Annotated in this window: 16 protein-coding genes and 1 pseudogene; 5 read left to right on the forward strand and 12 right to left on the reverse strand. The window is 60.7% G+C overall.

The genetic code is table 11. The annotated features are described in order from the left end of the window. Positions 1-267: 267 nt before the first annotated feature. From ACP7BS_RS01270 to ACP7BS_RS01280, 3 genes are all read left to right on the forward strand, one after another. Positions 268-2,715 carry a GcvT family protein gene (locus ACP7BS_RS01270; protein ID WP_426235480.1) on the forward strand — a complete coding sequence of 816 codons (2,448 nt, stop codon included), beginning with the start codon at positions 268-270 and terminating at the stop codon, positions 2,713-2,715. After that, positions 2,712-5,159: a GcvT family protein gene (locus ACP7BS_RS01275; protein WP_426235482.1), complete on the forward strand. Its 2,448-nt coding sequence runs from the start codon at positions 2,712-2,714 to the stop codon at positions 5,157-5,159. Before ACP7BS_RS01270 ends, ACP7BS_RS01275 begins: the two co-directional genes overlap by 4 nt. 333 nt (positions 5,160-5,492) lie before the next feature. Then, a complete protein-coding gene (locus tag ACP7BS_RS01280; protein WP_426235484.1) occupies positions 5,493-6,722 on the forward strand; it encodes an aromatic ring-hydroxylating oxygenase subunit alpha in 1,230 nt (409 codons plus the stop codon). 15 nt (positions 6,723-6,737) lie between these two features. On the opposite strand, the gene ACP7BS_RS01285 is transcribed toward ACP7BS_RS01280, so the two are convergent. Beyond that, positions 6,738-7,265, reverse strand: a complete 528-nt coding sequence (locus ACP7BS_RS01285; protein ID WP_426235486.1) for a hypothetical protein — start codon at positions 7,263-7,265, stop codon at positions 6,738-6,740. A 159-nt stretch (positions 7,266-7,424) separates the two neighbouring features. Here ACP7BS_RS01285 and ACP7BS_RS01290 point away from each other — a divergent pair, with 159 nt between their 5' ends. Further along, positions 7,425-7,925: a ferritin-like domain-containing protein gene (locus ACP7BS_RS01290; protein ID WP_426122594.1), complete on the forward strand. Its 501-nt coding sequence runs from the start codon at positions 7,425-7,427 to the stop codon at positions 7,923-7,925. Between the two features lie 45 nt (positions 7,926-7,970). On the opposite strand, the gene ACP7BS_RS01295 is transcribed toward ACP7BS_RS01290, so the two are convergent. The 10 genes and pseudogenes from ACP7BS_RS01295 to ACP7BS_RS01340 all read right to left on the reverse strand — a co-directional run bounded on the left by ACP7BS_RS01295 (position 7,971) and on the right by ACP7BS_RS01340 (position 17,456). Next, positions 7,971-9,026 carry an ABC transporter substrate-binding protein gene (locus ACP7BS_RS01295; RefSeq protein ID WP_426236442.1) on the reverse strand — a complete coding sequence of 352 codons (1,056 nt, stop codon included), beginning with the start codon at positions 9,024-9,026 and terminating at the stop codon, positions 7,971-7,973. A gap of 53 nt (positions 9,027-9,079) precedes the next feature. After that, positions 9,080-9,762, reverse strand: a pseudogene (fhuF, locus tag ACP7BS_RS01300) (siderophore-iron reductase FhuF). A gap of 374 nt (positions 9,763-10,136) precedes the next feature. Then, on the reverse strand, positions 10,137-11,564 hold the full coding sequence (locus ACP7BS_RS01305; protein ID WP_426235488.1) for a gamma-aminobutyraldehyde dehydrogenase: 1,428 nt from the start codon (positions 11,562-11,564) through the stop codon (positions 10,137-10,139). Between the two features lie 119 nt (positions 11,565-11,683). Further along, positions 11,684-12,499 (reverse strand): ABC transporter permease, encoded by an 816-nt coding sequence (locus tag ACP7BS_RS01310; RefSeq protein WP_426235490.1) that lies wholly within the window; start codon positions 12,497-12,499, stop codon positions 11,684-11,686. Continuing rightward, complete coding sequence (locus tag ACP7BS_RS01315) at positions 12,489-13,442, reverse strand: ABC transporter permease (RefSeq protein ID WP_426235492.1); 954 nt, start codon at positions 13,440-13,442, stop codon at positions 12,489-12,491. The genes ACP7BS_RS01310 and ACP7BS_RS01315 overlap by 11 nt, the downstream gene beginning before the upstream one ends. Then, a complete protein-coding gene (locus ACP7BS_RS01320; RefSeq protein WP_426235494.1) occupies positions 13,439-14,437 on the reverse strand; it encodes an ABC transporter ATP-binding protein in 999 nt (332 codons plus the stop codon). Before ACP7BS_RS01320 ends, ACP7BS_RS01315 begins: the two co-directional genes overlap by 4 nt. A gap of 187 nt (positions 14,438-14,624) precedes the next feature. Continuing rightward, positions 14,625-15,785, reverse strand: a complete 1,161-nt coding sequence (locus ACP7BS_RS01325) for an ABC transporter substrate-binding protein (protein WP_426235496.1) — start codon at positions 15,783-15,785, stop codon at positions 14,625-14,627. A gap of 130 nt (positions 15,786-15,915) precedes the next feature. Beyond that, on the reverse strand, positions 15,916-16,827 hold the full coding sequence (locus ACP7BS_RS01330; protein WP_426235498.1) for a LysR family transcriptional regulator: 912 nt from the start codon (positions 16,825-16,827) through the stop codon (positions 15,916-15,918). 66 nt (positions 16,828-16,893) lie between these two features. Next, positions 16,894-17,199: a type II toxin-antitoxin system RelE/ParE family toxin gene (locus tag ACP7BS_RS01335; protein ID WP_426235500.1), complete on the reverse strand. Its 306-nt coding sequence runs from the start codon at positions 17,197-17,199 to the stop codon at positions 16,894-16,896. Between the two features lie 2 nt (positions 17,200-17,201). After that, positions 17,202-17,456 (reverse strand): type II toxin-antitoxin system ParD family antitoxin, encoded by a 255-nt coding sequence (locus ACP7BS_RS01340; protein WP_426235502.1) that lies wholly within the window; start codon positions 17,454-17,456, stop codon positions 17,202-17,204. Positions 17,457-17,588: 132 nt separating this feature from the next. Between ACP7BS_RS01340 and ACP7BS_RS01345 the strand changes: the two genes are divergently transcribed. Beyond that, positions 17,589-18,506: an alpha/beta hydrolase gene (locus tag ACP7BS_RS01345; RefSeq protein WP_426235504.1), complete on the forward strand. Its 918-nt coding sequence runs from the start codon at positions 17,589-17,591 to the stop codon at positions 18,504-18,506. Here ACP7BS_RS01345 and msrA read toward each other — a convergent pair whose 3' ends face one another. Next, a complete protein-coding gene (gene msrA / locus ACP7BS_RS01350) occupies positions 18,507-19,226 on the reverse strand; it encodes a peptide-methionine (S)-S-oxide reductase MsrA (RefSeq protein ID WP_426236444.1) in 720 nt (239 codons plus the stop codon). Positions 19,227-19,268: the final 42 nt, after the last annotated feature.

A 19,268-nucleotide genomic window follows, 5' to 3' on the forward strand; every position in this document is an offset into this window, starting at 1 on the left:
TGTGGTTCAGACCCCTCCCCAACCCTCCCCACAAGGGGGAGGGAGTTTACCGAGAATGCCGTCCGCTCTTTGCAACGTCCGCTTTTTGCAAGAAGTACAGAAGGCGAGACGGAGCACTGTCGCTCCCTCCCCCTTGTGGGGAGGGTTGGGGAGGGGTTTTTCTTCATCCCCCAATCTAATCGAATTCTTCGATCAATAAAGCGAATTCTGGCTGCTTGATGCCATCGTGCTTCGTTGCGAAAACTGATCCCAAACAAGGGAACATACATGTCGAATTTGCCGTCTTATGCGCGCGTCGTGATCATCGGGGGAGGTGCTGTCGGGGCATCCTGTCTCTACCATCTGGCCAAGGCCGGATGGACGGACTGCGTGCTTCTGGAAAAGAACGAATTGACGGCCGGATCGACCTGGCATGCGGCCGGCAATGTGCCGACATTCTCGTCGTCCTGGTCGATCATGAACATGCAGCGCTATTCGGCGTCGCTCTACCGCGAACTCGGCGATCTCGTCGATTATCCGATGAACTACCATGTCACAGGCTCGATACGGCTTGGCCATTCCAAGGAGCGGCTGCAGGAATTCAAGCGCGTCGTCGGCATGGGCCGTTATCAGGGCATGGACCTCGACATCCTGTCGCCTGATCAGATCAAGTCGAAATATCCCTTTCTCGAAACCCATGATCTCACCGGCGCACTCTACGATCCCTATGACGGCGACATCGATCCGGCGCAACTGACGCAGGCCTTGGCAAAGGGCGCCCGGGATATGGGCGCAAAGATTTTCCGCTTCTGTCCCGCCACCGGTGCGCGCCGGGAGAACGACGAGTGGGTGATCTCGACGCCACAGGGCGAGATTCGCTGTGAGAAGGTTGTCAACGCCGCTGGTTATTATGCCCGCGAGGTCGGCAAATGGTTCGGCCGCGATGTGCCGATGATGGTGATGAGCCATCAATATATGCTGTTCGAGGAAATTCCGGAGCTGGCCGCGTGGTCGAAGGAAGCCGGGCACAAGCTGCCGCTTTTGCGCGACGTCGATAGCTCCTATTACCTGCGCCAGGAAAAGACCGGGATGAACCTCGGTCCGTACGAGAAGAACTGCAAGGCCCACTGGATCACCCCTGATGATCCGATGCCGGAGGATTTTTCGTTCCAGCTTTTCCCCGACGATCTGGAGCGGCTGGAATGGTATCTGAATGACGCCGTCGAGCGCGTGCCGATCCTCGGCACCGCCGGCCTGTCGCGGATGATCAACGGCCCGATCCCCTATGCGCCGGATGGCAATCCGCTGATCGGGCCGATGCCGGGCGTGCCGAATGCATTCGAGGCCTGCGTCTTCACCTTCGGCATCTGCCAGGCAGGTGGCGCGGGCAAGGTTCTGGCCGAATGGGTGACCGAGGGCCAGACGGAGTGGGACATGTGGTCCTGCGATCCGCGCCGCTTTACCAGTTTTACCGATCAGGATTATTGCGTCGCCAAGGGCATGGAAATCTATGGCCATGAATATGCCATGCACTTTCCGAAACACGCTTGGCCTGCCGGCCGCAACAAGAAGCTGTCGCCGATCCATGACCGGATCGCTGCCCTCGGCGCCCAGTTCAAACCCTATAACGGCTGGGAGCGCGCCAACTGGTACGCCAAGCCGGGCGACGATCTGTCGGAGGGCGCCACCCAAACCTGGAACCGGGCGGGGCCATGGCAAAAGCGCATTGAGGAGGAATGCCTTGCGGTGCGCGATACCGCCGGCATTCTCGATCTGCCGGGCTTCTCCCGTTTCCGCCTGAAGGGCGAGGGTGCCCGCGACTGGCTGCTTGGCCTCACCACCGGCAAGGTGCCGAAGCCTGGCCGGATCGGCCTTGCCTATTTCTCCGACGACAAGGGCCGCATCGTCACCGAGATGTCGGTCATGGCGCTGGAGGAGGATTTCTTCTTCCTGATCACGGCAGCGACCGCGCAGTGGCACGATTTCGAGTGGCTGCAAAAGCACCTGCCGAAGGACGCGGCGTTTACGCTGGATGATGTCACGGAAGGCTTCACCTGCCAGATTTTGTCAGGTCCCAAATCGCGCGATATCCTTGCAGAGGTCTGCGATGCCGATCTCGCCAAAGGCTGGTTGACGCATCAATCGGTGCAGATTGCCGGGCTGTGGTGCCAGCTGGTGCGGGTGTCCTTTGCCGGTGAACTCGGCTGGGAAATCCATACCAAGATCGATGATACCGCTGCGATCTTCGACGCCGTTTGGGCTGCCGGGCAAAAGCATGGGCTCAAGCCTTTTGGCATGGAGGCGCTGGACAGTCTGCGCATCGAGAAGGGCTATCGCGCCTGGAAGGGCGATCTTTCGACCGATTACACCATCCTGCAGGGCGGTCTTGAGCGCTTTATCGATTGGGCCAAGCCCGACTTCAAGGGCAAGGCGGCGCTGGAGCGTGAGAAGCAGCAGGGCGTCACCAAGCGGTTCGTGACGCTGGTTGTGGACGCCGGAGATTGCGACGCGCCCTATATGTCGACGCTTTGGCATGGCGGCAACGTTGTCGGCGAGACGACATCCGGCAACTGGGGGTACCGCATCGGCAAATCGGTGGCGCTCGGCATGCTGCGCGCCGATTTGGCTGAGCCCGGGACCGAGATTGAGATCGAAATCTACGGCGACCGCTACAAGGCTGTCGTGCAAGCCGATGAGCCGCTGTTTGATCCCAAGAATGAGAGACTGCGCGCATGAGCAAGGCCATCCCCACCAAAGCACGCGCAGTCATCATCGGCGGCGGCGTATCCGGCTGTTCGGTCGCCTATCACCTGGCGAAACTCGGCTGGACGGACGTCGTCCTGCTCGAACGCAAGCAGCTGACCTCGGGCACCACCTGGCATGCGGCCGGCCTGATCGGCCAGCTGCGCGCCTCGCAGAACATGACCCGGCTCGCCAAATATTCGGCCGATCTCTACACCAAGCTGGAGGCTGAGACCGGCATCGGCACCGGCATGCGCCAATGCGGTTCGATCACCGTGGCGCTGACGGAAGAACGCAAACAGGAAATCTACCGGCAGGCCTCGCTGGCCCGTGCCTTCGATGTCGATGTACGGGAAATTTCGCCGGACGAGGTCAAGGCGATGTATCCGCATCTGAATATTTCGGATGTCACCGCCGCCGTGCACCTGCCGCTCGATGGCCAGTGCGATCCGGCCAACATCGCCATGGCGCTGGCAAAGGGCGCCCGGCAGAACGGCGCGACCATCCTCGAAGGCGTCAAGGTAACGGCTGTCCACAAGAAGGACGGCCGGGTGTCGGGCGTCACCTGCGAGCAGAATGGCGAGACGTTCACGATCGAGACCGAGAACGTCGTCAACGCCGCTGGCATGTGGGGCAGGGAGCTCGCCAACATGTCCGGCGTCACCGTGCCGCTGCATGCCTGCGAGCATTTCTACATCGTCACCGAACCGGTCGCCGGGCTTCAGCGCCTGCCGGTCTTGCGTGTGCCGGACGAATGCACCTACTACAAAGAGGATGCCGGCAAGATGCTGGTCGGCGCCTTCGAACTCAAGGCCAAGCCCTGGGGCATGAACGGCATCAGCGAGGATTTCTGTTTCGACCAGCTGCCGGAGGATTTCGATCACTTCGCGCCGATCCTGGAAAAAGCGGTCAACCGGATGCCGATGCTGGAAACGGCGGGGATACACACTTTCTTCAACGGCCCCGAAAGCTTTACGCCGGACGACCGCTACTATCTCGGCGAGGCGCCGGAGCTGAAGGGCTACTGGGTGGCGGCCGGCTACAATTCGATCGGCATCGTTTCTTCCGGCGGTGCCGGCATGGCGCTCGCCCAGTGGATGAACGATGGCGAGCCGCCATTTGATCTCTGGGAAGTCGATATCCGCCGGGCCCAGCCGTTCCAGAAGAACCGCACCTATCTTAGGGAACGCGTCACCGAAACACTTGGCCTGCTTTATGCCGACCATTTCCCCTATCGCCAGATGGCCACGGCACGCGGTGTTCGCCGCACGCCTATCCATGAGCACCTGAAGGCGCGCGGTGCCGTATTCGGCGAAGTGGCGGGCTGGGAGCGGGCCAACTGGTTTGCCAGAGAAGGCCAGGAGCGGGACTACAAATACAGCTGGAAGCGGCAGAACTGGTTCGATAACCAGCGCGACGAACATCTGGCGATCCGGAATGGCGTCGGCCTGATCGACATGACGTCGTTCGGCAAAATCCGCGTCGAGGGCCGCGATGCGCTGGCTTTCCTGCAGAAGCTCTGTGCCAACCAGCTGGATGTTGCGGCCGGTCGCATCGTCTACACCCAGATGCTCAATGCCCGTGGCGGTATCGAAAGCGATCTGACCGTCACGCGGCTTTCGGAAACCGCCTTCCTGCTGATCGTCCCAGGCGCCACGCTGCAGCGTGACCTCGCCTGGCTGCGCAAGCACCTGGCCGATGAATTCGTCGTTGTCACCGATGTCACCGCTGCTGAATCGGTGCTCTGCGTCATGGGGCCGAAGGCGCGCGCGCTGATGCAGAAGGTCAGCCCCAACGATTTTTCCAATGCGGCCCATCCGTTTGGCACGGCGCGCGAGATCGAAATCGGCATGGGCCTCGCCCGCGCCCACCGCGTCACCTATGTCGGAGAACTCGGCTGGGAGCTCTACGTCTCTACCGACCAGACGGTGCATGTCTTCGAGACGCTGGAAGCAGCGGGCGCGGATATCGGCCTGAAGCTTTGCGGTATCCATACGCTCGATAGTTGCCGTATCGAAAAGGCCTTCCGCCATTTCGGCCATGACATTACCGACGAAGACCACGTGCTGGAAGCCGGTCTCGGTTTCGCGGTGAAGACAGGGAAGGGCGATTTCATCGGCCGGGATGCCGTGCTGAAGAAGCAGGAAAGCGGTCTATCGCGCCGTTTGGTGCAGTTCCGGTTGATCGATCCGGAGCCGCTGTTGTTCCACAACGAAGCCGTGGTCCGTGATGGCAAGATCGTCGGCACGATCACGTCAGGCAATTATGGCCACCATCTCGGCGGCGCGATCGGGCTTGGCTATGTGCCGTGCAAAGGCGAGAGCGAGGCGGATGTGCTGGGCTCCGCTTACGAGATCGAAATTGCCGGGACACGGGTGAAGGCGGAGGTCTCGCTTGTGCCAATGTATGATCCGAAGTCGGAGCGGGTGAGGGTTTAGGTCTACCCCTCATCCGCCCTGTCAGGCATCTTCTCCCCGTAAACGGGGAGAAGGGACAAGCGGCAAACTCTGTCGTTCCCTATCCCCGCTTGCGGGGAGAGGGCTAGAGTTAGGGGCGGCTTTTTCTTCTCCCCAGCGGGGAGAAGTGCCGAGCGGATGCGAGGCGATGAGGGGGGCGGTTCGGCAGATGTCTAATCTGCAGCTCCCCCCTCATCCGGCCCTTCGGGCCACCTTCTCCCCGTTGGGGAGAAGAGGGAGCCATACAGCTCCGCAGCATTGAGTGCGCGCGCCGGGACGCGATTTTTCCGGTGAGGTCTTTCAGGAGATAAAAGCATGCTCGCGCCCGAACTTTCCAACAGCGTTGCCGAGGGCGACCGCATCGACCAGCTCGTCGCCGCCCACAAGCCTGGCCATGGTCTCGCCCGGCCGTTCTACCGGGACGTGGATATTTACGAGCGTGATCTGGAGCGTGTGTTTCGACGCCACTGGCATTGCGTCGCGCATGAGAGCGTCATTCCGAAGCCGAACGATTTCGAGGTCTTTCGCATGGCCTCCGAGCAGGTGATCCTGACGCGGCATGCGGACGGGACCATTCATGCTATTCTTAATGTCTGCCGCCATCGCGGCGCCGAGGTCTGCACCAAGGACAAGGGCAATGCCCGTGTCTTCGTCTGTCCCTATCATGCCTGGACCTATGGCAATGACGGATCCTTGCGGGCAGCCCGGTTGATGCCGAAGGATTTCAGGCGGGAAGATCACGGGCTGAAAAAGCTGCATGTCCGCGTCGTCGAAGGCCTGGTGTTCATTTCCTTTGCCGACAATCCGCTTGATTTCACCGAGGTCGAAAATTTGTTGCATGCCACCTGCGGCCAATATGGCTGGGGGCAGGCCAAGGTCGCCTACCGGCAGAGCTATCCGGTCGATGCCAACTGGAAGCTGGCGGTCGAAAACTATGTCGAGTGCTACCATTGCGGTCCGGCGCATCCGGAATATTCGCAGACCCACGCGCTCGAACAGCCGCTGCACATGATCGAGGCGCTGAACGCGGCGATGGAGGAGCGCACCTGCGCGCTCGGCATCCAGGTCGGTTCCGGCGATCACTGGCAGACCTCGGAAAACGGCAAGGAAACCATCCATGCCTTCCGCTATGCGCTCTATGATGGCGTCAAGACCGGTAGCCAGGACGGTTCGCCGCTCAGCACCCTGATGGGCCGCTTCACCGAATTCGACGGTGGCGTCACCTCCGTCCATCTCGGCGGCACATCGTTCCTCGTCTGTTATCCCGACCACGGCATGATCTACCGGTTCATTCCGAAAGGGCCGGAAGCCTGCGAGATGGAGCTGATCTGGCTGGTCAATGGCGAGGCGCAAGAAGGTGTCGACTATGATCTTGAAAAGCTGAAATGGCTCTGGACAGTGACGACCGACGAGGACAAATCGATCATCGAGCACACCTCGCGCGGCGTCCGCTCGCATTATTTCGTGCCCGGTCCGATCGCACCGATGGAGCAGAACGAGCTGCGCTATATCAACTGGTATCTCGACGAGATCAGCCGGCCCTGACCAAGAGCGGGTGCATTATTGCGCTGCCACACCGCGGATGTTGGAAATCTGCGCCGTCCATTTCGGCGCTGCGGGCTCAACGCCGAAGCGGGAGGGGAAGGTGAAGAAGGTTTCGAACGTCTGTTCCCGGCCGGCGGGAACGCGGGCAAGGATCAGGGCCGTGTCTTCGCCGACCGTCTTGCAGACATCATCAGGGCAGTCCTGAAGCGTCACGGTCAGATTGAAATTGGTCAGATTGGCGGCACTTTTGTTCACGACCGTACCGGTGACCCGGTAGCTCGTATCCGGCCGGTTGCGGGTGAACTGCAGGCCTTCCAGCGCAATCTCTTCCGGCAGGATGACCGGACGGTTCTGGGTGAAGGGGGGCGGATCGGTGTCGTTGCTCTCGCCAGCACCGTCTCTCATCCAGACGACGAAAGCCGACACAAGCCCCAAAGCGACAAGAATGCTCAGCACCGGTTCTGCAAAACGCCGGAAGCGCGACGAGCGCATGGCGAAATATACGATTAAAAGGCCTGCTATCGCAGGGAAAATCCAGATCATCAAAGTCCTCCAGCCTCCTATATAGGCGGGGCGGCGCCGCGATGGAAGCGGCTGTGGCACGAACCGGCGATCGTAGGCGCCAGCGGAACAAAGTACGGGATCGACCGTTACTTGCTCGTCGCCCCCGACATGTTTCAATTGCGGAAAAGGAAGAGAACAATGGCCGAGAAAGCCCTGGAAGACCTGTTCTATGATATGCTCAAGGATGTCTACTACGCCGAGCGCAAGATCCTCAAAACCTTGCCAAAAATGGCCAAGGGCGCGCAGAGCCCGAAGCTGAAGGCGGCGTTTGAAAAGCATCGTGATGAGACCGAAGGCCAGATCGAGCGCCTGCAGCAGGTGTTTGAAATCTTCGGCAAGCGCGCTGTCGGCAAGACCTGCCCGGCGATCGACGGTATCGTCGAGGAAGGCGAGGAAATCCTCGAAGAATTCAAGGGCTCGCCAGCGCTCGACGCCGGCCTTTTGGCAACAGCCCAAGCTGTCGAACATTATGAAATGGCCCGTTACGGCACCCTGAAGACCTGGGCCGGTATGCTCGGCCTCACAGATGCGGTCAAGCTGCTGGACGAGACTTTGCAGCAGGAAGGCGCTACCGATCACGCGCTGACCGCACTGGCGGAAGCTTCAGTCAACGCAACGGCGATGAAAAAAGCCGCTTAACGGGACTGCACCACATTGGCCGGAGACCCATCTCCGGCCAATTTTCTATTCCAGGCTGATCCAGTACGAACCACGGAACGGAACTGCGGCAAAGCGCTCGTTGATTTCCTTGAGCGACTGGTCCGGATCGATATCCCCAAAGATCTGCGGCCGCAGCCAGCGGGCAAAAGCCTCCGCTGCCAGAATATTCAGCGGCACGGCGTTGAAAAAATTCCACACCCCATGCACGCGGCCTTTTTGCACGCCCGCCAGGTTGGCCAGAACCGGATTCTTCACGGCTTCGCCGAGCGTCTTGCGGGCCTCGTCGGCCGGAACGCCGGGGCCGATTGAAAAGACGCTATAGGTTCCGCCCGGCGAAGCAGTGGCGATATAGACCTCCGGGTCGGCCTCGATCAGGTACTCGCTGCTGACGATGCCGCCTTGGCGCGGCAGGTTCTTGTCGGCAATGTTGCGGCTGCCGGTAATGCCGATAAATTCGCCAAGGCCGCCTGTGCCATAGGCATAGCAGCAGCGATCCGGATTGGGGAAAGCATCCATCAGCACGGTCGGGCCGGGCGCCGGATTGGCGGCGACCCGGTCGGTAATGCGCTTCAGGTGTTCCTCGTAGAAATCGGCAAAGGCGTTGGCCTGGTCTTCGCGCTCCAGGATCTTGCCGAGCAGCCGCATGTTGTCAGGCGTGTTCTTCAAGGGATCGCTGTTGAAATCGACGACGAAGACGGGAACACCGGTGCTTTCGAGATAGTCTATCGCCCGCTTGCCGAGATCGGTATCGGCCTGCCAGTTGGCCATGATGGCAAGATCGGCTTTCAGCGACAGGATCGTCTCGAAAGACAGGCCGTCGCCGGTGCCATTGCCGATGATCGGAACATCCGCAAGCGCCGGAAATTTTTCAACGAAATCCTTGTAGATTTCCGGGTTGTCGCCCTTCAGGTCTCCAGACCATCCGGCCAGCAGGCTGACGGGATCGGGATGGATCAGCGACAGCGCCACCAGATTGAAGCCGCTGCCGAGCAGGATCGCCTTGGGTTTTTCCCTGATCGTCACCTGGCGGCCAATCGCGTCGGTCAGCGTCAGCGGCCAGCGTTCCTGTGCGTTCGGCATGGCGGTACAAGTCAGAAACAGACAGAGGGTCAAGAGGAGGAGGCGTTTCACCATCATTGCTTTCTTTGGCATTGCTTTCTCTGGGCGGGCAGAGCGCAGAGTTCGCCGCAGCTTGGTATGCCCGGCAAGAGATAACGCAGGCAGCAGACCTTCGGCGGCAGAGGGTTTCTTCGCCTTCCACTTCGTGGCGCAGGCAGCCGAGGAACGGGTTGGCGCTGCCGTCCGGCAGGTGCGGCTGCGAAAACAGCGCGCGCGACGCCCAGGCGTCGCCATCGGCCGGGCGCTCCCGCTCGGTGGCGTTGAAGGCGTAGTCGATATAGACAGCCGCATTGTTCCAGGCGAGTTTTGGCGCAATGCCGCCAAGTGACTTCAATTGCACAAAAATTTCGGCGAGATGCTGGCTGATCAGTGGCATGACGAAGTGCAAAAGGCTCGCGTCCTTGCCTTCGCTCCAATCGCCTTCACGGGCGAGACCGAGCGCGCGCGGCAGCCCGTCTTCGGCAAGCGCGATGGTCATGTCGCTGGCTGCGACCGGCAGAACATGGTCAGCGCGGCGCGCAACGATATAGGGGATCGTCAGCATCGAGAAATAGTAGAGCGACCACATGGACGCAACGGCGCGCCGGTCGGGTTTGCCATGGGTGCTGGCATAGGTATCAAGGGCTGCGGTAAAGCCGCCGGAGCCGAAAAATTCGGCAAGCGGAACGCCACCTTCCAGCTCCGACGACAGCATCATCTTTTCGCCGCACCAGGCATGCTCGCCGGCAAACACCTCCTTCAGGCCGGATGGCCTGAAGGAGGTGTTTGTGTCGTGAGTGGAGGCAGTCGCGTTTGTCAAAAGATCACCAGTCGTCTTCAATGATTTGATGCCTCCCGGCACCAATAGCGGGGACATGGCAAGGGCTTCAAATCGCCTTGTAAGGTGACTTCTTCTATCAAGTTTATTCGGCCGGAAAAGCAAAACTATTCAACCGAGTGAAAATTTCCCGATCCCTGTGGCAGAGGGCTCAGCTGCTTGAAACCAGTTCGTAGTGCTGCACGAGATACAGGAAAGGCCTCGCGCATTGATAGAGCGAGGCCCGTGGCCGGTGATCCTGGTGGCCTGACAGCCTATCCGTGATTGATCATCACATGCCTGACGGCTGTGTAGTCCTCCAGCGCGTAGATCGACATATCCTTGCCGTAGCCCGATTGCTTGACGCCGCCGTGGGGCATTTCGTTGGTCAGCATGAAGTGGGTGTTGATCCAAGTGCAGCCATATTGCAGGCGGGATGCGGCTTTCATCGCCTTGGAGATGTCCTTGGTCCAGACGGAGGAGGCGAGGCCGTAGTCGCTGTCGTTCGCCCATTTCACGGCCTGGTCGTTTTCGGTGAAGCGGGTGATGGAGACGACGGGGCCGAAGACTTCGCGGCGGACGATCTCGTCTTCCTGGGTGGCGCCGGCAACGACGGTCGGCTGGAAGAAGAAGCCGTCCTTGCTGCCGATTGCGCCGCCGGTGGTGATCTCGATATGTTTCTGCTCGGTGGCGCGCTCGACGAAGCTTGCGACCCGGTCGCGCTGGCGCTTTGAGATCAGCGGGCCGATCTCGTTTTCAGTATCGTCGGCCAGATTGTACTTGATCGTCGAGACGGCGGAGGTGAGGTCGGCGACCAGCTTTTCGTAGATGCCGTCCTGCGCGTAGATGCGGCAGGCGGCGGTGCAGTCCTGGCCGGCATTATAGTAGCCGAAGGTGCGGATGCCGTTGACGACGGCTTCGAGGTCGGCGTCGTCGTAGACGATGACCGGCGCCTTGCCGCCGAGTTCGAGATGGGTGCGCTTCACGGTTTTGGCGGCGGCCTGCAGCACTTTCTTGCCGGTGGCGATATCGCCGGTGATCGAAACCATGCCGATCTTCGGATGGTTGATCAGCGTATTGCCGACGGTATCACCGCGGCCGAGAATGACGTTGACGACACCCTCCGGCAGGATATCGGCGAGCAGGCGGGCCATCTTCAGCGCGGTTAGCGGCGTCTGTTCGGATGGCTTGAAGACGACGGTGTTGCCGCCGGCAATGGCAGGCGCCAGCTTCCAGGCCATCATCATCAATGGGTAGTTCCACGGCGCGATCGAGCCGATGATCCCAACGGGATCGCGGCGGATCATCGAGGTATGGCCGGGCAGATATTCACCGGCGACGGTGGCATGCAGCGTGCGGATGGCACCGGCAAAGAAGCGCCAGCAGTCGACGATGGCCGGCAGTTCGTCGTTGCGCACGGCATTGATCGGCTTGCCGCAGTTCAAGGCTTCAAGTGCGGCGAAGGCATCCGCATCCTTTTCGATGGCATCGGCGATCTTCAAGAGATAGCCGGAGCGCTCACCCGGTGTGGTCATCGACCACGTGTCGAAGGCCTTCTCGGCGGCGTCGACGGCACGCTCGATCTGCGATTGCGAGGCTTCGGCGAGGTCGATGATCTTGGCGCCGGTGCGCGGATTGAGGATCAGTTCCTCTGCCTCGGTTCCGGCTTCGAATGTCGATCCGATCAGCAATTGCGTGTCCATAGAAGTTCTCCGTTGTTTTGACGGAGCGAATAGCGAGTAGCGAGTAGCGAACAGGGTCTTTAAACCGCTCGTGGACGTAACACCCTATTCGCTACTCGCTACCCCCTATTCGCTCAAATTCATTTTCCCGCACCGGCGATCTGGTCGCCGTCGCGCGTCAGGTAATAGGCGGCCAGGATCGGCAGGAAGGTGACCAGCATCACCACCATGGCGACGACATTGGTGACCGGCCGCTGGCGCGGGCGGATGAGTTCTTCGAGCATCCAGATCGGCAGGGTCGATTGCTGGCCGCCGGTAAAGGTGGTGACGATCACCTCATCGAAGGACAGCGCGAAGGCGAGCATGCCGCCGGCCAGAAGTGCGGTGCCGATATTCGGCAGGATGATGTGGCGGAAGGTCTGGAACCCGTCGGCGCCGAGATCCATCGAGGCCTCGATCAGCGAGCCGGAGACTCGGCGGAAGCGGGCGACGGCGTTATTGTAGACGACGACGATGCAGAAGGTGGCGTGGCCGAGCACGATGGTCCAGAACGAGAAGGGGATATCGGCAAACGAGAAGGCTGAGCGCAGCGCGATACCGGTAATGATGCCGGGAAGGGCAATCGGTAGAATGACCAGCAGCGAAATGGTCTCACGGCCGAAGAAGCGCGTCTGGCTGACGGCGGCAGCGCACAGCGTGCCGAGGACGAGAGCGATCGCCGTGGCGACGGTCGCGACCTTGACTGACAGGGTGAGGGCTGCCCAGACATCCGGACGGTTCCAGGTGACGGCGAACCATTGCAGCGTCAGGCCGGGCGGCGGGAACTGGTAGCTCTTTTCTTCCGTCGTGAAGGCATAGAGGAAGATCAACAGGATCGGGATATGCAGGAAGGCGAGGCCACCGATGGCGGCGATCTTCAAGGACAGCGGCGCGGAGGTGGAGCGGTCAGAGCGCATCGAAGGCCCCCAAACGTTTGGCCATGAAGAGATAGAGGCCCATGATGACGATCGGCACGACGGTGAAAGCGGCGGCGAGCGGGATATTGCCGGCGGTGCCCTGCTGGGCATAGACGGCCTGGCCGATGAACAGCCGCGACGAGCCGACGATCTGCGGGATGATGTAATCGCCGAGTGTCAGCGAAAAGGTGAAGATCGAGCCGGCGACGATGCCGGGAAGGGCGAGCGGAAACAGCACGTGGCGAAACGTCTGCTGCGGCGTGCCGCCGAGATCGGACGAGGCTTCGATCAGGTTGCCGGGCACGCGCTCCAGCGCTGCCTGGATCGGCAGGATCATGAAGGGCATCCAGACATAGACGAAGACGAGGAAGGTGCCGGTATAGCTGACCGAGAGCGAATTGCCGCCGATAATGGGGAGCGACAGCCAGCCGTCGAGCAGCCAGAGCAGGTGAAGCTTGGCAAAAGCCCAGGTGAGGATGCCCTCCTTGGCGAGGATCAGCTTCCAGGCGTAGATCTTGACCAGATAGCTCGACCAGAGCGGCAGCATGATGCCGAGATAGAACACGGCTTTCCATTTTCCCTTGGCGTAGCGCGCCGCGTAATAGGCGATCGGGAAGGCGATCAGAGCCGAGAAGATCGTCACCACGGCTGCCATCGTCACCGTGCGGACGATGATGTCGAAATTGGCATCCGACAGCAGCTGCCTGTAGGTCGCGAACGTGAACTCGTAATTGATCAGGCCGGAGAAATCATCGATCGAAAAGAAGCTCTGCAGCAAAAGCGCAAACAGCGAGCCGAGATAGATGATGCCGAGCCAGAGCACCGGCGGTCCGAGCAGGATGGCCAGAAAAACATGTGGATGCTTCCATAGGAAGTCCGACAGCCTTCCCATCAGGCCGGGCCTGTTCGGCAGGATTGTTGCGGGAGTGACGAGCGCGCTCATGCTTCCTCCATCAGGTGGAGGTCGTTGCGCGAAAAGGCGAGCTGCACTTCGGCGCCGATATCGGGCACCGGCATGGCGGCGGGGCTGGCGACGATGATCTTTTCGCCGCTGCAATCGACGCTGACGCGGTTGGTCGCGCCCAAAAAGCTGCGGGCGGTGACGGTGCCGGGCAGGCTCAGCTGTTCGGCCCAGGAGGTGCCGATGGCGATGGCTTCGGGCCGCAGGCTGGCGGCTTTCGCCGGAACCCCAAGCCTGGCGCAGGTGGCGCTGGACAGCACATTCGAGGAACCGACGAAATCGGCGACGAAGCGGGTCTGCGGCCGCTTGTAGATATCTTCCGGCGTGCCGAGTTGTTGGATCTTGCCGTCATTGAAGACGGCGATGCGGTCGGCCATCGACAGGGCCTCGCCCTGGTCGTGGGTGACGAAGACGAAGGTGATGCCGAGCGATTTCTGCAGGGTCTTCAGTTCTTCCTGCATCTGCTCGCGCAGCTTCAGATCCAGCGCGCCGAGCGGTTCGTCGAGCAGCAGCACCTTGGGCTTGTTGACGAGGGCGCGGGCCAGCGCCACACGCTGGCGCTGGCCACCGGACAGCTGGCCCGGGCGGCGCTGGCCGTAGCCGGGAAGCTTGACCATGGCGAGCGCGTCTTCGGCTGCCTTGCGCCGCTCCTCCTTGCCGACGCCCTTGACCATCAGGCCGTAGGCGACATTGTCGAGGATGGAGAGATGCGGGAACAGGGCATAGTCCTGAAACACCGTGTTGACGCTGCGGCGATAGGGCGGCACGCCTTCGGCAGTCTCGCCAAAAATCTCGATATGGCCGCCGGTTGGCTGCTCGAAGCCGGCCATCAGCCGCAGGCAGGTGGTCTTGCCGGAACCGGAAGGGCCGAGCATGGCAAAGAACTCGCCGGCCGCAATTTCGAGATCGACCGCATCGACGGCTTTGACGGCACCGAAATGGCGCGAGACGTTTTCAAACAGGACGGCGGCGGTCATGGGGTACTCCGTGGGTAACGGCAATCATTCCTCATCAGCGATGAAGAGTGGCAAGTGTTTGCGGTTGGTTCGGATAACTCCCTCCCCCTTGTGGGGAGGGTTGGGGAGGGGACTTTCTTTAACAGAAAAGAACCCCTCCCGGCCCTTCGGGCCACCCTCCCCACAAGGGGGAGGGAAAGATCAGAAATCAACGCCCGCCGATGACGCCGATATAGTCGGAGACCCAGCGGTGATAGGGGACGCACTCTGTTTCGCTGGCGCATTTCGAGGTCGGTGTCTTCCAAAACTTTACCTTGGCGAAATCGTCATAGCCATTGGCCTTGCAGCCACCATCGGTCAAAAGCTCGTTGCCCTTGCAGGCAGCGCCTACCGAAGGGTTGGCGCCGAACCAAGCGGATACATCGCCCTGAACCTTGGGCGATAGCGAGTGTTCCATCCACATATAGGCGCAGTTCGGATGGGCGCTTTCGGCATGCAGCATGGTCGTGTCGGCCCAGCCGGTGACGCCTTCTTCCGGAATGGTCGAGGCGATCGGCTGCTTTTCGGACTGCAGCAGGTTGACCTGGAACGGCCAGGAGCCGGAGGCGACGACGCCTTCGTTCTTGAAGTCGTCGATCTGGATCATCGCGTCATGCCAGTAGCGGCTAGCAAGCGTGCGCTGGACGCGCAAAACGTCGAGCGCTGTCTTGTACTGGTCTTCGTTGAGCTCGTAGGGGTCTTTGATGCCGAGTTCCTTGTTGTGGAACATCAGGTAGTTGGCGGCATCGGCCACATGGATCGGGCCGTCATAGGCCTGGACGCGGCCCTTGTTGGACTTGCCGTCCGGCAGGGTCATTTCCTTGAAGACGACGTCCCAGCTCTTCGGCGCCTCACCCTTGAAGGCTTCGGTATTGTACATCAGCACGTTCGGACCCCAGACATAGGGTACGCCGTAATGCACGCCGTTGACGGTGTACCAGGGGGACGACTGCATGCGCTCGTCGACGGTCTTGAAGCTCGGGATCAGGTCCGTATTGATCGGCTGGACGCGCTTGCCCGCGACGAGGCGCAGCGAGGCATCACCGGATGCGGTGACGAGATCGAAACCGCCTTCGTTCATCAGCGCGACCATTTCATCGGAGGTCGCAGCCGTCTTGACGCTGACCTTGCAACCGGTCTGCTTTTCGAAGCCGGTGACCCAGTCATAGGCCTTGTCGGTCTCGCCGCGCTCGATATAGCCGGCCCAGGCAACGATCGACAGTTCGCCTTCGCCCTTGCCGAGTTCCTTCAAGGGCTCAGTGGCGAAAGCATGGGTGGCGAAGCTAAGCGAAAGGGTGAGCGCGGTGCAGGATTTCAGAATCTGCTTCATCTTCAGTCTCCCGTTTTGGTGTCCGAATTTTTCGGTCTTGTTCCCAAAACGAAAGGTGCCTCTATTTCGCCGCTTTCGCAAATCCATTAATCAGAATGTCGCTATCGGTTTTTCCGATATCTAGCGATGGTCAGCGTGAACGGCCGCTGCGCAGAGCTTCCGCCACCCCGATAAAATCCTTGGCCGATTGCGGCAGGCCGGACCCCTTGCGCCAGACCATGCCGACCTGGACAACGGGCAGGGCACCGGAGACGTCACGGCTTTCGATCCGGTCGCCTTCCAGAGACCAGGGGCGATAGACCAGATCGGGCAGCAGCGCGATGCCGGCGCCGGTGGCAACGAGACTGCGCACCGCTTCGACGGAACGGGTGCGAAAGGCGACATGCGGGCGGGCGCCGAGCGCCGTCAACAGCTTGCCGGTATTTTCCTCGATTTCATCGACCGTCAGCATGATCAGCGGCTCCTTGGCGATATCGGCGACCGAGATGATATCGGCGGAGACCAGCCGATGGCCGAGCGGCAGCCAGAGGCGGTAGGGCGACGTTTCGATGATTTCGGCCTGCAGCGCCATGCGGTCACGCAGGTTGGAGATCACCATGACCGCGACATCGAGCTCACCGCCGATCAGGAGATGTTCGAGATAGGAACCATTGTCTTCAATGGCGCTGACCTCGACGCCGGGGCAGGCGCGGCGGTAGCGGGCGAGCAGATCGGAGAGCACGTAACCGGCGACCAGCGAGGTGACGCCGAGATTGAGCTTGCCGCCGGTGCGCTCCTCCCGCTCCTGCGAAAACGATCGTCGGGCATCGGAGACGCCGGCGAGGATCTTGGTGGCGTGGCGCAGGAACTGATGGCCATTATGGGTGATATGCAGCCCGCGTGGATGGCGCTCGAACAGCTCGACGCCGAGATCTGTCTCCAGCTCTTTGATCGCCTCGGTGATCGACGACTGCGAGATCGACATGTTCTGCGCCGCGCGGGTGACGGAGCCCTGTTCGGCGACGGCGATGAAATACTGGAGCTGACGGAGCGTGAAGGCCATGGCCTAGCTAACACGGTTGCGGGGGGAGATGGCAAGGCTCACAAAGGTTTGGCGTAACCCTCTCGATCAACTGTCGTCCCAGTCCTCGGGAAAATCCCGGCCTCCGTAGAAAATGCGCAGGATGCGAACAGTCTCGCTTTCCACGACGAACGCGATCGATGCGCGCCGTTCGAAGCCAATGATCCGCAGACCCGGATAAAGGTCGTCGCGCTTTGCGCCACGAAAGGTAAATTCAGCAAGGGAGATGCATGCATGTTCGATACGGCCAATATAGGCTCCGGCCCGATCATGGCTGCTGTTTTCGGCGATGTACTCATAGAGTGCGACAAGATCGTGTTCCGCAAAGGGACGGAAGACGATCTTGTAGGCCATGCTCACTGCCCTTCGGCATGACGGGCGCGAAGCCGTGCGAAGACATCGGCTGCCGGTATATCGGGCCGGGGATCGTCGATTGCTTCCCGGATTTTCGCGCGCATTATCTCGCTCAAAGCAGCCTCTTCGCGGTCAAGCGCACGCAAACCGGCGCGGATAACTTCGCTGGCGGATTCGTAGGCGCCTGACTGCAGGCGATCGTCCAGCAGAGCCTGCTGTTTTCCAAGCGTGACGGTGATGGGTTTGCTGGTTCGCATGCGCAGATATTAACATGGGTGCATGACATTGTCATACCCAGACGGCTGGGGAATTTGCAGGATGTCGGATTGAGGACAGAACGGTCCCAAAAATCCGGGTATGTTCGGGTATCAAATCAGGATCGTTTCTTCATGACCAAAGATCGCCCAATCCCCACCGAACCCGGCATTCTTGCCTTCCACAAGCGCTGCCAGGATTTCTATCCGGCCGATGCCGTCGATGCGTCCATCCAGCAGCAGCGGGACTGGTATGATGTGCTGTGCGCCGAGTTCGATGCACCGTCGCCGGAAGGGCTGAAGCGGCAAGACGAGACGGTTAGCGGGCGCATTTCCGTGCGCCGGTACCGGCCGGCCGATATAGCCACGCGAACGCGGATTTTCTACATTCATGGCGGCGGTTTCGTCGTCGGATCGCTGGACAGCCATGATGCCATCTGTGCCGAGATTGCGCATGCGGCAAAGGCGGAACTGGTGTCCATCGATTACCGGCTGGCACCGGAGCATGTCTGGCCGGCCGCGTTTGACGATTGTTTCGAGGTGCTGCGATGGCTGTTGGCCGATGGGCGGCCGCTGGTCGTGGCGGGTGACAGTGCCGGCGGCAATCTGGCGGCGGGAATGGTGCTGAAGGCCAAGGTCGAGAAAATTGGCGGTATCGTTGGGCAGGTGCTGATCTACCCAGGGCTTGGCGGCGATCTTGTCTCGGGCTCCTATGCTGAGATGGCAGAGGCGCCGGGCCTGACGACGGCCGATGTCGCCTATTACCGGGATGTACTGAAAGCATCGGCAGACAATGTCTTTGCCCATCCCTTGAAAGCGGCCGATTTTTCCGGCCTGCCGCCCGCCTATATCACGGCGGCGCATTTCGATCCGCTGCGCGATGATGCCGCTTTGTATGCGCAACGGCTGATCGCTGCGGGCGTCAACGTCACCTACCGTGACGAACCGCAGATGATCCATGCGTGGCTGCGCGCCCGTCACATGAGCGAGGGCGCGCGGGAAGGCTTTGGGCGGCTGTGCCGTGGTGTCAGCGAATTCGTTGGAACGCTCTGATCAGCCCTTGGCTTTCAGAACAAGAACCGGAGTGGCGCTGAATTCCGTCGGGAACAACGCCTTGAGGTTTTCGATCTTCGGCATGTCGTTATAGACGATGTAGGGATAGGTCGGGTTGAGCGTCAAGAAATCCTGGTGATATTCCTCGGCCGGATAGAAGGCGCTCATCTCGGACACCTTGGTGACCACCGGTTCGCCGTATACCTTCGCCTTATCGAGCTGGGCGATATAGCTTTGCGCGATTTTCTTCTGCTCGCTGTTGGTCGCAAAAATTTCCGAGCGATATTGCGTGCCGTGGTCCGGGCCCTGGTAGTTCAGCTGGGTCGGGTTATGCGCCACCGAGAAGTAGATCTGCAGCAACTGGCCATAGGTGACCATCTTCGGATTATAGGTGACTTCGACGGCCTCGGCATGGCCGGTATCGCCCCCGCTGACGGTCTCATAGGTGGCGGTATACTTGGCGCCGCCGGAATAGCCGGAGACGGCGTTCTTGACGCCCTTCACATGCTGGAAAACGCCCTGCACGCCCCAGAAGCAGCCGCCGGCGAAGACGGCTTTCTCTGTGGTGGCAGTCGCTGCCTCGTCGATGGCGGGCGGTGGAATGACCACGGCCTCTTCGGCGGCAATGCTGAAGGTCGAGGACATCGAAAACACCGCAGCGGCAATGGCCGTCACGCCGGCAAGCCCGAAAATGAGCGGGCGTTTGGATGTATTCGAAATCCTGTCTTTTCCAAGCTGCGGCATGATAATCCTCCTACGATG

It is taken from the genome of Pararhizobium sp. DWP1-1-3 (assembly GCF_049896125.1).
Taxonomy (GTDB): Bacteria; Pseudomonadota; Alphaproteobacteria; order Rhizobiales; family Rhizobiaceae; genus Pararhizobium.

What these genes read in the sequence shown, in the direction of transcription:
- ACP7BS_RS01270 (WP_426235480.1), top strand. Translation starts at nt 268, where the DNA reads ATGTCGAATTTGCCGTCTTATGCGCGCGTCGTGATCATCGGGGGAGGT.
- ACP7BS_RS01275 (WP_426235482.1), top strand. Translation starts at nt 2,712, where the DNA reads ATGAGCAAGGCCATCCCCACCAAAGCACGCGCAGTCATCATCGGCGGC.
- ACP7BS_RS01280 (WP_426235484.1), top strand. Translation starts at nt 5,493, where the DNA reads ATGCTCGCGCCCGAACTTTCCAACAGCGTTGCCGAGGGCGACCGCATC.
- ACP7BS_RS01285 (WP_426235486.1), bottom strand. Translation starts at nt 7,265, where the DNA reads ATGATCTGGATTTTCCCTGCGATAGCAGGCCTTTTAATCGTATATTTC.
- ACP7BS_RS01290 (WP_426122594.1), top strand. Translation starts at nt 7,425, where the DNA reads ATGGCCGAGAAAGCCCTGGAAGACCTGTTCTATGATATGCTCAAGGAT.
- ACP7BS_RS01295 (WP_426236442.1), bottom strand. Translation starts at nt 9,026, where the DNA reads ATGCCGAACGCACAGGAACGCTGGCCGCTGACGCTGACCGACGCGATT.
- ACP7BS_RS01305 (WP_426235488.1), bottom strand. Translation starts at nt 11,564, where the DNA reads ATGGACACGCAATTGCTGATCGGATCGACATTCGAAGCCGGAACCGAG.
- ACP7BS_RS01310 (WP_426235490.1), bottom strand. Translation starts at nt 12,499, where the DNA reads ATGCGCTCTGACCGCTCCACCTCCGCGCCGCTGTCCTTGAAGATCGCC.
- ACP7BS_RS01315 (WP_426235492.1), bottom strand. Translation starts at nt 13,442, where the DNA reads ATGAGCGCGCTCGTCACTCCCGCAACAATCCTGCCGAACAGGCCCGGC.
- ACP7BS_RS01320 (WP_426235494.1), bottom strand. Translation starts at nt 14,437, where the DNA reads ATGACCGCCGCCGTCCTGTTTGAAAACGTCTCGCGCCATTTCGGTGCC.
- ACP7BS_RS01325 (WP_426235496.1), bottom strand. Translation starts at nt 15,785, where the DNA reads ATGAAGCAGATTCTGAAATCCTGCACCGCGCTCACCCTTTCGCTTAGC.
- ACP7BS_RS01330 (WP_426235498.1), bottom strand. Translation starts at nt 16,827, where the DNA reads ATGGCCTTCACGCTCCGTCAGCTCCAGTATTTCATCGCCGTCGCCGAA.
- ACP7BS_RS01335 (WP_426235500.1), bottom strand. Translation starts at nt 17,199, where the DNA reads ATGGCCTACAAGATCGTCTTCCGTCCCTTTGCGGAACACGATCTTGTC.
- ACP7BS_RS01340 (WP_426235502.1), bottom strand. Translation starts at nt 17,456, where the DNA reads ATGCGAACCAGCAAACCCATCACCGTCACGCTTGGAAAACAGCAGGCT.
- ACP7BS_RS01345 (WP_426235504.1), top strand. Translation starts at nt 17,589, where the DNA reads ATGACCAAAGATCGCCCAATCCCCACCGAACCCGGCATTCTTGCCTTC.